Source organism: Amycolatopsis thermophila, from assembly GCF_030814215.1.
GTDB lineage: Bacteria > Actinomycetota > Actinomycetes > Mycobacteriales > Pseudonocardiaceae > Amycolatopsis_E > Amycolatopsis_E thermophila.
In genome coordinates, this window is sequence record NZ_JAUSUT010000001.1 from 1,721,121 (window position 1) to 1,734,227 (window position 13,107).

Here is a 13,107-nt window from a genome sequence, read left to right on the forward strand (position 1 = left end):
CGTAAGTTACAGGTAAGCAGGGTCACACCGGCGATCGCCGCCGCAAAACGAGAAGTAAGGTGGAGGTATCGGCGGAAGTGTGCCCACCGGCCACGTGTCGACGAGGACGCAGCCTGTCGGGAGAGAGGGATTCCCTGACCCATGAGCACGAGCACGAACGGCAACGGGGTGCTGTCGGCGAGCCGGCCCACTGAAGTCGCCAAGCTGGACCGCGTGGTCATCCGGTTCGCCGGCGACTCCGGCGACGGTATGCAGCTGACCGGCGACCGGTTCACCTCCGAGGCCGCGGCCTTCGGCAACGACCTGGCCACCCTGCCCAACTTCCCCGCCGAGATCCGCGCACCACAGGGCACCATCCCCGGCGTCTCGTCGTTCCAGGTGCACTTCGCCGACTACGACATCCTCACCCCGGGCGACCGGCCGGACGTCCTCGTCGTGATGAACCCGGCCGCGCTCAAGGCGAACCTGCGGGACGTGCCGAACGGGGGCACGATCATCGTCAACACCGACGAGTTCACCAAACGCAACCTGACCAAGGTCGGCTACGACTCCGACCCGCTGGAGGGCGACACGCTGTCGGCGTTCCAGGTGCACAAGGTGGCCATGTCGACCCTGACCCAGGGCGCCCTGGAGGGCACCGGGCTGGGCAAGAAGGACGCCGAGCGGTGCAAGAACATGTTCGCGCTGGGTCTGCTGTCGTGGATGTACCACCGGCCCACCGAGGGCACCGAGGCCTTCCTGCGCGAGAAGTTCGCGAAGAAGCCGGACATCGCCGAGGCCAACATCCTGGCGTTTCGGGCCGGCTGGAACTACGGCGAGACCACCGAGTCATTCGCCACGACGTACGAGGTGGCGCCGGCGAAGCTGGACAAGGGCACCTACCGGCAGATCACGGGGAACACCGCACTGGCCTACGGCATCGTGGCGGCCGGGCAGCGGGCCGGGTTGCCGGTGCTGCTGGGCACGTACCCGATCACGCCGGCGTCGGACATCCTGCACGAGCTGTCCCGGCACAAGAACTTCGGCGTGCTGACGTTCCAGGCCGAGGACGAGATCGCCGGGATCGGCGCGGCGCTGGGCGCCTCCTACGGCGGGGCGCTGGGCGTGACCTCGACGTCCGGTCCCGGTATCGCGTTGAAGTCGGAGACCATCGGCCTGGGCGTGATGCTGGAGCTGCCGCTGGTGGTGATCGACGTGCAGCGCGGTGGCCCGTCGACCGGCCTGCCGACCAAGACCGAGCAGGCCGACCTGCTGCAGGCGATGTTCGGGCGCAACAGCGAGTCCCCGCTGCCGGTGATCGCGCCGCAGTCCCCCGGCGACTGCTTCGCCGCGGCGATCGAGGCGGTCCGGATCGCGTTGACCTACCGGACGCCGGTGATGATCCTGTCCGACGGCGCCAACGCCAACGGCTCCGAGCCGTGGCTGATCCCCGACGTGAACGACCTGCCCGACCTGTCGGTCGAGTTCGCGTCCAAGCCGAACGCGGCGGACGGGTCCGGCGAGTTCTGGCCGTACGTGCGCGACCCGGAGACCCTGGCCCGCGAGTGGGCGGTGCCCGGCACCCCCGGTCTGGAACACCGCATCGGTGGCCTGGAAAAGCAGGACGGCAAGGGCAACATCTCCTACGACCCGGACAACCACGACCACATGGTCCGGCTGCGCCAGCGCAAGATCGACGGCATCGACGTGCCCGACCTGGAGGTCGACGACCCCTCCGGCGAGGCGCGGGTGCTGGCGCTCGGGTGGGGGTCGACGTTCGGGCCGATCGGCGCCGCCTGCCGCCGGGTGCGCAAGCAGGGAATGCCGATCGCGCAGGCGCACCTGCGCCACCTCAACCCGTTCCCCAAGAACCTGGGCGAGGTCCTGGCCCGCTACGACAGGGTCGTGGTGCCGGAGATGAACCTCGGCCAGCTCGCGTGGCTGCTGCGCGCGAAGTACCTCGTGGACGTGCAGTCCTACACGAAGGTCGCCGGCCTGCCGTTCAAGGCCGAAGAACTGCAGCACGTCTTCACCGACATCATCGAAGGAGCGCTGGCCCGATGACCGCCACGGATCTCGGTCTCCCCCGGCTCGGTGGCCTGGATTTGGTTCCGGCCACCGACGAGGCCCAGAAGGCGAAGGACTTCAAGTCCGACCAGGAAGTGCGCTGGTGCCCGGGCTGCGGCGACTACGTCGTGCTCAACACCGTGCAGTCGTTCCTGCCCACGCTGGGGCTCAAGCGCGAGAACATCGTGTTCGTCTCCGGCATCGGCTGCTCGTCGCGCTTCCCGTACTACCTCAACACCTACGGGATGCACTCCATCCACGGCCGCGCCCCGGCGATCGCGACCGGCCTGGCCACCACGCGGCCCGACCTGTCGGTGTGGGTGGTCACCGGTGACGGCGACGCGCTGTCCATCGGCGGCAACCACCTGATCCACGCCCTGCGGCGCAACGTGAACATCAAGATCCTGCTGTTCAACAACCGGATCTACGGCCTGACCAAGGGCCAGTACTCGCCGACGTCCGGCCAGGGCATGGTCACCAAGTCGACCCCGATGGGTTCGGTGGACACCCCGTTCAACCCGGTCTCGCTCGCGCTGGGCGCGGAGGCCACCTTCGTCGGGCGCGCGCTGGACAGCGACCGCAAGGGCCTGACCGAGGTGCTGACCGCGGCGGCCCAGCACCGCGGTTCGGCGCTGGTCGAGATCTACCAGAACTGCCCGATCTTCAACGACGGCGCGTTCGACGTGCTCAAGGACGCCGACGAGGCCGCGCAGCGGATCATCCCGCTGCGCGCGGGCGAACCGATCCGCTTCGGACCGGAAGCCGAGTACGGCGTCACGCCGACCCGCTGGGGCGGCTTCGAGGTCGGCAAGGTCGCGGAGATCGGGGAGGAGAACCTGGTCGTCCACGACCCCACCATCACCGACACCGCGTACGCCTTCGGGCTGTCCCGGCTCGGCGACCAGAACCTCAACCACACCCCGACCGGCATCTTCCGCCAGGTGTACCGCCCCACCTACGACGACCAGGCCCGTGCCCAGGTCGAACAGGCCCGCTCCGCCAAGCCGGCGGACCTGCAGGCCCTGCTCACCGGCAAGGACACCTGGACCGTCGACTGAGTTCGTCCGACGAAAAGGGGCCCCGCACCTGTGGTGCGGGGCCCTCTTCGTCGTGTCCCTACAACGGGCGGAAGCCGACCCGCTCGGCGTCCTCCGCCGAGCGGAACCACACCTCGGCGACCATCCGCCCGTACTGGGGCGAGTCGGCGGTGCAGTAGCGCAACGCGGTCACACTCGCCTTCACCACGAACTCCGCGGACGGCGCGCCGCCCCCGGGCCGGGGCATGGCCGAACCCGGGCCGAACGGACCCGGCGGCACGGAGGCGTCCCCGTGGCTGCGCGCGGGCGGCGGCGCCGGGGCGTTGGCCGCCCTCGGGCCGGGCTCGAACAGCGAGCCGCTGCGCCCACCCTCCTCGGACTGGGTCGGTTCGCGGCGCTCGACGGTCCGCATGGACGGCTGCACCGGCCGCGGCGGGTCGAACGCGTGCGCCGAGCGTCGCGGCTGCCGCCTCGGCAGGACCTGCGTGGTCTCCGTGGCCGCCTCGTCGTCGGCGTGCGGCTGCTGCTCGTCGGCGCCGAACGCGTACGCCGGCGGCTCCTCCTCGGGCGCGGCGAACGGCGTGAAGGCCGACTCGGGCGACCGCGCCGGCTCGGGCGCGTGATCCGGGTCGAACAGCGACCCGCGCTCCGGCTCGGGCGCGTCGTCCCGGCTGAACAGCGACCCCCGCCCGGCGGTCCGCTCGCCCTCGGCCCCGGCGGCCGACGCGTCCGGCCCCGGCTCGAACAGCGAACCCCGCTCCTCAGCCGGCTCACGCTCGAACAGCGACCTGGCCTCGCCCGCCTGGTCGCGTTCGAACAGCGACCCGGCCTCGCCCGCCTGGTCGCGTTCGAACAGCGACCCGGCCTCACCCGTCCGCTCCCGCCCGAACGCGTTGAACACGGTGGTCGCCTCGGCCGTCGCCGCTCCGTGCGCCTCCGGCTCCGGGGCACCCGTCCCGCGGTACTCCGGCTCGTCCTCGGGCTCGGGTTCCGTGTCGAACAGCGAGTCGTCGTCGATCTCCGACCCCGGCTGGTACGACCGCCCGGCGAGGCTGTCCCGCTCCAGCCACGACGGTGGCGCGTGGTGCTCCTCGGCGGGCGAAGGCTCGGCGGACGTGTCCTTCCGGGCGACCGGCGCGGACACCGGCTCCGGGTCGCGTTCGAAGGTGCGCGTCGGCTGTGCGGCAGGCGCGCTCTGCGCGGCGAGGAGTCTGCGCTCCAGGTGCCTGCTTCTCGCCTGGGCCGGTCGTGCCAGGAACAACCAGGTCAGCAGCACCCCGACCACGAATGCCGCCGCGCTCCACAGCCAGACCTGTCCGAAGAGGGACATCGGTGCCGCCCTTCCTTTCCTACCGCGCGGTTACCACTGTGAGTGACGCCGCGTCGGCGCAAGCATGACGTGGCCGGCCCCTCGCCCACCGCCACCACCCTCAACCGAGGCGCTGCGCGCCGCTGCCCTGTTCAAGATCTTCACCGCGTTCGCGCGACGAGGTAGTCCGCGACGGATTCGCAGGCTTCCCGCGCGGGCCCGGCCGGCAGGGGGGCAAGCTCTGCCCTCGCGCGCTGAGCGTAGTCCGACAGGGTGACCATGGCGCGATCCAGCCCGGTCGAGGCCCGCAGCAGGGTCAGGGCCTCCTCAACCAGGTCGTCCTCGGTGATCGGGCCGGCCAGCAGCTCGACCAGACGGGGGTCGGTGCCCGGGTCGGCCAGCGCGTACAGCATCGGCAGGGTGCGCACGCCCTCGCGCAGATCGGTGCCCGGTGTCTTGCCCGATTCGTGGGACGGGGACGCGATGTCGATGATGTCGTCGGAGATCTGGAACGCGGTGCCGATGATGTCGCCGAACCGCTGCATCGCCTGGACCGCGTCCGGTTTCGCACCGGAGACCATGGCGCCGAACCGGCCGGACGTCGCGATCAGCGAGCCGGTCTTCTGCGCGATGACGCTGAGGTAGTGGTCCACCGGGTCCTCGCCCTCGCCGGGGCCGACGGTCTCCCGCATCTGGCCGGTGACCAGCTCGCTGAACGTCTCGGCGAGGATGCGGGCGGCGTCCGTGCCGAGGTCGGACACCAGGCGCGACGCGTGCGCGAACAGGAAGTCGCCGGTGAGGATCGCGATGCTGTTGGTCCAGCGGGCGTTGACGCTGGGCGCGCCGCGCCGCATGGTCGCCTCGTCCATGACGTCGTCGTGGTACAGCGTGGCCAGGTGCACCAGCTCGACGGCGGCCGCGGCGATCACGACGTCGTCGTGGTTGCCCTCGCCGAACTCGCCGGCCAGCAGGGTCAGCATCGGACGGAAGCGTTTGCCACCTGCCTCGACCAGGTGCGACGCCGCGTCGTGGACGGCCTTGACCTCGCTGCGCGCGGTGTCCCGCAGCAGCTTCTCCACGTCGTCCAGGCCGGCGGCCATCGTGCGCAGCAGCTGCTCGTCGGCGATCCGCAGGCCCACGCTCCCGCGCAGCTCCTCGATCGTGCTACCCCGGTGCCGCACTGACACGTTGTCCGCCCTCTCCGCACTTCACTGACCGGTCTTCACCAGCGTAATGGCTGCACCCGGGGCGTTCGTGCGCCCGGTTGGCAACCGCGCTGGTGATGCACGTGACAGCGCCCACCCACATCATCGGGTGAGACAGCCCGCAGGCGGCTCTGACCAGCACTAACGTTCGCGAAGTGACCAGCCGGGAGGCCCCGGACACCGTCGTCGCGGCGATCATGCTCAAGACGCTGCTGGCCGCGCTCGTGTCCACCACGGCTGCCGACGATCGTGGCCGGCCTCGGCGGTGCCGCCCACCTAGGAACGCCCGTTTGCGCCCGATGACGTCGCCGAACTGGCCGATCAGCGCCATCATGATCGTCTCGGCGAGCAGGTACGACGTGACCACCCGCGACAGACCGCGCCATAGTCCGTCCGCGGAGGAAGGTCCGGCGACGAACGGCACCACGCTGGCCAGGCGGCGGTCGAGCCGCGCATCGACTACCTGGGCCGCTCCAGTGGGCCTCGCCCGCCCGCTGAACAGGCGCATCGGCTCCCGGCCCGCAGCCCCACCAGCACCAGCAGCACCACCGAGGGGTTCGCCATGTTCGGTGGCATCACCTACCTGCGGCTGGCGCAGGGTGCGAGCGCGCCCGAGCCGGGGTTGCGGATGCTGGCGCTCGTGGTCGGGATGATGGTCACCGCACTGGTCAGCGGCGCGGCGATCAGCCGGGGTGGCGACGTCCGCGGTGAGTTCCCGTCGAGGGGTTCTTTCGGGGTCACGGTGTTCGGCACGATCTACGCCGGCAACCTGCCGCCGCGGCCGAACGTGAGTCCTATGTGGACGCGATTGGGACGCCGATCGGTCTGCTCGCGTTCGGTGGCGGCTGTGGATGCTCGACAACGTCGCGGGAACCGAAACCGCGGCGGGACGGGACTTCACGGCCTGCATAGACGAAATCGCGACGCAGCTGATCAGCAACAGTGATCGCCGGCGCCGAGCGGCCGGCCTGAGGTGCAGGTCGGCTAGCACACGCCACCGACAAAAACCCGCGCCACCGCACGAATCGCCACGACTTGTCCACATCGCCCCCACCCATCCACAGAATCCGGTTCTGTTTCCCACTCCGCTCGTTCTCCGTGCATGCTCGGGACATGACCGAACAAACCCTTCCCGGCCGCCGCGGCCGCAACCAGACCACCCGGCTGGCGTTCGACGAGGCCCGCGGACACGGCCTCGCCCGACGGCACCTCCGCAAGCTGATGCGGCTGGCCCGGCACAACCCCTGCCGCTGCCCCGAGGTGCACCGGCACACCTGCTCCTACGGCGACGTGCTGCGCACATTGCAGTCCGGGCACCCCGCGCCGGATTCCGGCTGACCACACGAAAATGCCCTCCACCCGGATGGGCGGAGGGCACTTCCGGCGGCAATGCCTCAGAAGGCGAAGGATCCTGCTCCCGCCCAGTTCAGCGCGAACGCGGGGGCGACCCCGAGCAGCAGGGTGATGATCACGCCCAGCGTGATCGCCGCCGTGGTGAACGCACCCGGCACCGTCACGGTGGGGCCGTCGGGGGCCGGCTTGGAGAAGTACATGAGCACGACCACCCGCAGGTAGAAGAACGCCGCGACGGCGCTGAACACCAGCGCGATCACCACCAGGGGCGCCATGCCGTCGCGCAGCGCCGCCGAGAACACGACGAACTTGCCGACGAACCCGCTGGTGAGCGGGATCCCGGCCAGAGCGAGCAGGAGGAACGTGAACACCCCGGCCAGCACGGGTGACCGCTTGGCCAGGCCGGCCCACGCGGACAGGTGCGTGGCCTCGCCCTTGGCGTCGCGCACGAGCGAGACCACCCCGAACGCCGCGAGCGTGGTGAAGCCGTAGGCCAGCAGGTAGAACAGGGTCCCGGACAGGCCCTGGTCGGTCATCGCGAGCGTGCCGACGAGCAGGAAGCCGGCGTGCGCGATGGACGAGTAGGCGATCATGCGCTTGACGTCGGTCTGCGTGAGGCCGAGCACGGCGCCGATCGCCATGGAGATGATCGCGACGGCCCACAGCACGCCGCGCCACTCCCAGCTGGTCGACTCGAACCCGACCGTCAGCACGCGCAGGATCCCGCCGAACGCGGCGACCTTGGTGCAGGCCGCCATGAACCCGGTGACGGGCGTCGGCGCGCCCTGGTAGACGTCCGGCGTCCAGGTGTGGAACGGACCGACCGAACCCTTGAACAGCAAGCCGACCACGAGGAGGCCCAAGCCCGCGAACAACAGCATGTCCGACCGGTCCGAACCGGCCGCCGCGTTGGCGATGTCGGCGAGCTTGACCGAACCCGCGTAGCCGTACAGCAGCGCGAGGCCGTACAGGAAGAACGCCGACGAGAACGCCCCGAGGAGGAAGTACTTGACCGCCGCTTCCTGCGACAGCAGCCGACGGCGCCGGGCCAGGCCGCACATCAGGTACAGCGGCAGGCTCAGCACCTCGAGCGCGATGAACATCGTGAGCAGGTCGTTGGCCGCGCAGAACGTCATCATCCCGCCCAGCGCGAACAGCGCCAGCGGGAAGACCTCGGTCTGCATCCCGGTCGACCCGGCCTGGGCCCGGTCCTGCACGGTGCCCGGACGGATGGCGGCCTGCGCGACGAACGCACCGCCCGGTTCCACCGAGCGGTCGGCGATCAGCAGGATCGCGGGCAGCGCCAGCGCGAGCAGGGTGCCCCACAGGAACAGGGCGGGCTTGTCGACCGAGAGCGTGCCGCTGAGGGTGGTCAGTCCCTTGACCGGCGAACCGCTGACGTACACGGCCAGCGCGATGCCGGCGGCGGCGAGACCGACGAGGCTGAGCAACACCTGCGACGGCCACCGCATGTGCCGGGGCAGGAAGGCCTCGAACAGCACGCTGACGCACGCCGCACCGAGCACGATCAGCACCGGCAGGATCGCTTGGTACTCGATGTGCGGTGCGGTGATTTGCCCTTGCTGGGCCAGAATCCCGAGCATTTCACTGGCCTCCGTTGAGTGCGGAAAGCGTCGCGTCGACCGACGGGGTCACCGTGTCCAGCACGGGTTGGGGGAAGAAGCCGAGCCCGATGACCAGCACGACCATCGGCACCAGGATCGCCAGCTCCCGGCCGCCCAGGTCCTTGATGGTCTTGCGGGCGCCCAGCTCGGGCGCCATGGCCGTGCCCGGGCCGCCCCCGGCGCCGACCAGCGCGGTCCCCCGCACCGGTCCGGTCATCAGGCGCTGGTACAGCCACAGCACGTACGCCGCGGCCAGCACCATGCCGACCGTGGCGAGGATCGCGTACACCGGCTGGGTCTCGAAAGCGCCCAGCAGCACCAGGAACTCACTGACGAACGAGTTGGTACCCGGGAGGGACAACGTGGACAGACCGGCGATCAGCAGCATGCCGCCCAGGAGTGGCGTCAGCTTGAACATGCCGCCGTAGTCGGAGATCCGGGTCGACCCGCCCCGGGCGATCACCAGGCCCAGCACCACGATCAGCATGCCGGTCGCGAGGCTGTGGTTGAGCATGTAGCTCACCGCGCCGACCGTGGCCTGCTGGGTGAAGGCGAAGATGCCCAGTGCGATGAACCCGAAGTGGGCGATCGACACGTAGGCGACGAAGCGTTTCATGTCCTGCTGCCCCGCGGCGAGGATCGAACCGTAGAGCACGCCGATCACGGCGAGCACCAGCACCAGCGGTGCCAGGTCCTTGCTGGCCTGCGGGAACATCGGCAGGCAGTAGCGCAGGAAACCGAACGTGCCGACCTTGTCCAGCACGCCGACCAGCAGGACGGCCACCCCGATGGGCGCCTCGCCGGCCGCGTCGGGCAGCCAGGTGTGGAACGGCACGAGCGGTGCCTTGATCGCGAACGCCAGGAAGAACCCGAGGAACAACCAGATCTGGGTGCTCGCCGGCGCATCCCGGACCACCGTGACCAGCGTCGCCCAGTCGAAGGTCCCGTTGCCCAGCTTGTCGGCGGCGAGCGAGTAGGCCCCGATCGCCGAGGCCAGCATGATCAGACCGCCGAGGAAGGAGTACAGGAAGAACTTGACCGCCGCGTACTGCCGGTTCGCGCCGCCGTAACCGCCGATGAGGAAGTACATCGGGATCAGCATGATCTCGAACAGCACGTAGAACAGGAACACGTCGGTGGCCGCGAACACCGCGATGGTGATGGCCTCCTGCACCAGGATCAGCGCGAGGAAACCACCCGCGCTGCGGTCCTGCGGCAGCTTGTCCGCCGTGCCCAGTGCGCCGATGACGATCGGCACCAGGAACGCGATCACGGCGATCATCACCAGGGCGATGCCGTCGATGCCGAACGAGATGTGCACGCCGAAGCTCGGGATCCAGTCCATGGAGCTGGTGTGCTGCAGGCGGGCGCCACCCGGGTCGTAGGTCGCCCACGTCGGGATGATCATCGCCAGCTCAACGAGGGAGAACACGACCGCGGCGAGCACGGCGAGCCGGTCGTTGCGGCGCAGCCCGGTGACGACGCACGCGCCGATCAGCGGCCAGAGGATGAGGGCAAGCACCCAGGTCATGAGAACCTCACCATCAGCAGGGCGGCGACGAGGACGAACGAGCCGGCCAGCATCGACAGGGCGTAGGAGCGGACGAAGCCGGTCTGCAGTCTGCGCAACCGTCCGGACCCGCCACCGAGTGCGGCGGCCAGGCCGTTGACGGCACCGTCCACGCCACGGCTGTCGAGGTAGACCGAGAACCGGGTGAGCCACATACCCGGCGTGGCGACCAGCGCCTCGTTCACCGCGTTGCCGTAGAGGTCCTTGCGGGCCGCCTTGACGACGGCGGAGACGTTCTCCGGCCGCTCGACCGGGGTGTCCCGGCGCCCGACGACGAGCCAGGCGACCAGCACGCCGAGCGCGGACAGGGCGACGGTGACCCACGGGATGAGCGAGTGCGGGATCGCGGTGTGCTCGGCCTCGCCGAGCTCGCCCAGCGCCGGGGCGAGCCACGTGGAGAGGCGGTCGCCGAGGGCGAAGAAGGCGCCGGCGCCGACCGAGCCGAGGGCCAGCACGATCATCGGCCCGGTCATCACCGGTGGCGACTCGTGCGGGTGGAACTCCTTGCCCTCTGCGGTGCGCAGGTCCTTCCAGCGTTCCTTGCCGAAGAAGGTGAGCAGCATCAGCCGGGTCATGTAGAAGGCGGTCAGCGCGGCGCCGAGCATCGCCGCGAGGCCGAACACCCAGCCGCGCCAGCCCTCCTGGCCGAAGGCGGCCTCGATGATCGCGTCCTTGGAGAAGTAGCCCGACAGGAAGGGGAACCCGATGAGTGCCAGGTACCCGAGCCCGAAGGTGACGAACGTGATCGGCATGTGCCGGTACAGGCCGCCGAACTTGCGCATGTCGACCTCGTCGTTCATGCCGTGCATGACCGACCCGGCGCCGAGGAACAGCCCGGCCTTGAAGAAGCCGTGCGTGAGGAGGTGCATGATGCCGAGCGCGTAGCCGAACGGGCCGAGCCCGACGGCGAGCATCATGTAGCCGATCTGGCTGACGGTCGAGTAGGCGAGCACCTTCTTGATGTCGTCGTAGGCGCAGCCGATGATGCACCCGATCAGCAGTGTGACCGCGCCGACGAGGGTGACGATCAGGCGCCCCGCCTCGGTCTCGTTGTAGATCGGGTTGGCCCGCGCCACCAGGTACACGCCGGCGGTGACCATGGTGGCCGCGTGGATCAGGGCCGACACCGGGGTCGGGCCCTCCATGGCGTCCGGGAGCCAGGCCTGCAGCGGGAACTGGCCGGACTTACCGCACGCGCCGAGCAGCAGAAGGATCGCGATCGCGGTGATCACGGCCGGCGGGGCCTCGCCGATGCGGTCGAACACGCCCGCGTAGGTGACCGTGCCGAGGTACTTGAACATCAGGAAGATCGCGAGCGCGAGCCCGACGTCACCGACGCGGTTCATCAGGAACGCCTTCTTCGCGGCGGTCGCCGCGGACGGGCGGTCCGAGTACCAGCCGATGAGCAGGTACGACGCCAGGCCGACGCCCTCCCAGCCGAGGTAGAGCGTCACGAAGTTGTTGCCCAGCACCAGAACCAGCATGGAGGCCACGAACAGGTTCAGGTACCCGAAAAAGCGACGCCGGCCGCCGTCCTCCTTCATGTAGCCGATCGAGTAGATGTGGATCAGCGCGCCCACGCCGGTGATCAGCAGGACGAAGACGAGCGACAGCGCGTCGATCCGCAGTCCGAAGTCGATCTGGAGCGAGCCGACGCCGATCCAGGTGAACATTCTGGTGTCGGTGACGTGCCCGTCGCTGCCGAAGAACAGCACCAGGCCGTACACGAACGACGCGATGACCGTCGCACAGCCGAGGAGGTGACCCCAGCCGTCGGTGCGCCTGCCCCCGGCCAGCAGGACGAGCGCGCCGAGGGCCGGGAACGCGACCAGCAGCCACGATGATGCGATCACTGAGTAGCCCTCTCAGTACTTGAGCAGGTTGGTGTCGTCGACCGAGGCCGAGCGGCGGGTCCGGAAGATGGCCATGATGATCGCCAGCCCGACCACCACTTCGGCGGCGGCGACGACCATCACGAAGAACGCCATCACCTGGCCGTCGAGCTGCCCGTTGATGCGGGAGAACGTGACCAGGGACAGGTTCACGGCGTTGAGCATCAGCTCGATGCACATGAACACGACGATGGCGTTGCGCCGCACCAGCACGCCGACCGCGCCGATGGCGAACAGCAGGGCGGAGAGCAGCAGGTAGTAGGTGGGGGTCATTCCTCGTCACCCTTCCCGACCAGTGCGTGGGCGTCGGGCTGTGGTTCGGTGCCCTCGACCTGCTTGCGTTCGGCCTCCAGGCGGGCCGTGGGCGTGGACTCGATGATCGTGGACAGCGACTCCGGCGCGACCGAGCCGTCCGGCAGGATCGCGGGGGTCGTGACGGAGTGGGAGGTGGCGAACACGCCGGGCCCCGGCAGGGGCGAGATGCGTTCGTACTCGCCGCGGAACCGGGCCTCGACGAGTTCCTTCTGCGTCCGGCGCCCGCGCTTCTCGGGGAACGCCAGCACCATCGCCCCGAGGGCGGCGGTGATCAGCAGGGCCGAGGTGAGCTCGAACGGGAACAGGAAGTCGGTGAAGATGAGGCGCCCGAGCCCGCCGGCGGTGCCGCTCGCCGGTGGCGCCGGGGTGACGTTGGCGAGCGCCCGCGTGAGGGCGGTGGCCATCAGCCCGGCGACGCCGATGCCGAGGATGCCGCCCCACAGACGCTGCCCGCGGAGCACTTCGACGACCGAGTCGGAACTCTCCCGCCCGACGAGCATCAGCACGAACAGGAACAGCATCATGATCGCGCCGGTGTAGACGATGATCTGGGTGAACCCGAGGAACGGCGCCTGCTGGACCATGTAGAGGATGCCCAGCGAGAACATCGTGAGGGCCAGGAAGAGCGCCGAGTGGACCGCGTTGCGGGCGAAGATCAGCCCGAGGGCGCCCAGCAGGGCGATCGGACCGAGCACCCAGAACGCGATGGCCTCCCCGGTGGAGACCGCTTCCGCGGCTTGTGCCAGCACCATCAC

General features: G+C 69.8%; 12 protein-coding genes. 4 read left to right on the forward strand and 8 right to left on the reverse strand.

Annotation, left to right across the window (positions count from 1 at the left end; translation table 11 throughout):
- Positions 1-141: 141 nt before the first annotated feature.
- Together FB470_RS08370 and FB470_RS08375 are read left to right on the forward strand one after the other, a co-directional pair.
- Positions 142-2,043, forward strand: coding sequence for a 2-oxoacid:acceptor oxidoreductase subunit alpha (locus FB470_RS08370; RefSeq protein WP_306990182.1), 1,902 nt, complete (start codon positions 142-144; stop codon positions 2,041-2,043).
- Positions 2,040-3,104, forward strand: a complete 1,065-nt coding sequence (locus FB470_RS08375; protein WP_306990184.1) for a 2-oxoacid:ferredoxin oxidoreductase subunit beta — start codon at positions 2,040-2,042, stop codon at positions 3,102-3,104. The genes FB470_RS08370 and FB470_RS08375 overlap by 4 nt, the downstream gene beginning before the upstream one ends.
- Positions 3,105-3,162: 58 nt before the next feature.
- Here FB470_RS08375 and FB470_RS08380 read toward each other — a convergent pair whose 3' ends face one another.
- From FB470_RS08380 to FB470_RS08390, 3 genes are all read right to left on the reverse strand, one after another.
- Positions 3,163-4,413 (reverse strand): sunset domain-containing protein, encoded by a 1,251-nt coding sequence (locus tag FB470_RS08380; RefSeq protein WP_306990186.1) that lies wholly within the window; start codon positions 4,411-4,413, stop codon positions 3,163-3,165.
- A gap of 140 nt (positions 4,414-4,553) precedes the next feature.
- Positions 4,554-5,573, reverse strand: coding sequence for a polyprenyl synthetase family protein (locus FB470_RS08385; RefSeq protein WP_306990187.1), 1,020 nt, complete (start codon positions 5,571-5,573; stop codon positions 4,554-4,556).
- Positions 5,557-6,105: a hypothetical protein gene (locus FB470_RS08390; RefSeq protein ID WP_306990189.1), complete on the reverse strand. Its 549-nt coding sequence runs from the start codon at positions 6,103-6,105 to the stop codon at positions 5,557-5,559. The genes FB470_RS08385 and FB470_RS08390 overlap by 17 nt, the downstream gene beginning before the upstream one ends.
- A gap of 54 nt (positions 6,106-6,159) precedes the next feature.
- On the opposite strand from FB470_RS08390, the gene FB470_RS08395 reads away from it, so the two are divergent.
- Together FB470_RS08395 and FB470_RS08400 are read left to right on the forward strand one after the other, a co-directional pair.
- Positions 6,160-6,543: a hypothetical protein gene (locus FB470_RS08395; protein WP_306990191.1), complete on the forward strand. Its 384-nt coding sequence runs from the start codon at positions 6,160-6,162 to the stop codon at positions 6,541-6,543.
- A 167-nt stretch (positions 6,544-6,710) separates the two neighbouring features.
- Positions 6,711-6,935 carry a hypothetical protein gene (locus FB470_RS08400; RefSeq protein WP_306990193.1) on the forward strand — a complete coding sequence of 75 codons (225 nt, stop codon included), beginning with the start codon at positions 6,711-6,713 and terminating at the stop codon, positions 6,933-6,935.
- Positions 6,936-6,991: 56 nt separating this feature from the next.
- On the opposite strand, the gene nuoN is transcribed toward FB470_RS08400, so the two are convergent.
- The 5 genes from nuoN to FB470_RS08425 are packed head-to-tail and all read right to left on the reverse strand — an operon-like array spanning position 6,992 to position 13,104.
- Entirely contained in the window at positions 6,992-8,554 is a 1,563-nt protein-coding gene (nuoN, locus tag FB470_RS08405) for an NADH-quinone oxidoreductase subunit NuoN (RefSeq protein ID WP_306990195.1), read from the reverse strand.
- Between the two features lies 1 nt (position 8,555).
- Positions 8,556-10,106: an NADH-quinone oxidoreductase subunit M gene (locus tag FB470_RS08410; protein ID WP_306990197.1), complete on the reverse strand. Its 1,551-nt coding sequence runs from the start codon at positions 10,104-10,106 to the stop codon at positions 8,556-8,558.
- Positions 10,103-11,998 (reverse strand): NADH-quinone oxidoreductase subunit L, encoded by a 1,896-nt coding sequence (gene nuoL / locus FB470_RS08415; RefSeq protein ID WP_306990199.1) that lies wholly within the window; start codon positions 11,996-11,998, stop codon positions 10,103-10,105. The genes FB470_RS08410 and nuoL overlap by 4 nt, the downstream gene beginning before the upstream one ends.
- A 12-nt stretch (positions 11,999-12,010) precedes the next feature.
- Positions 12,011-12,310, reverse strand: a complete 300-nt coding sequence (gene nuoK, locus FB470_RS08420) for an NADH-quinone oxidoreductase subunit NuoK (RefSeq protein WP_179772268.1) — start codon at positions 12,308-12,310, stop codon at positions 12,011-12,013.
- Positions 12,307-13,104, reverse strand: coding sequence for an NADH-quinone oxidoreductase subunit J (locus FB470_RS08425; RefSeq protein ID WP_306990201.1), 798 nt, complete (start codon positions 13,102-13,104; stop codon positions 12,307-12,309). Before FB470_RS08425 ends, nuoK begins: the two co-directional genes overlap by 4 nt.
- Positions 13,105-13,107 lie beyond the last annotated feature (3 nt).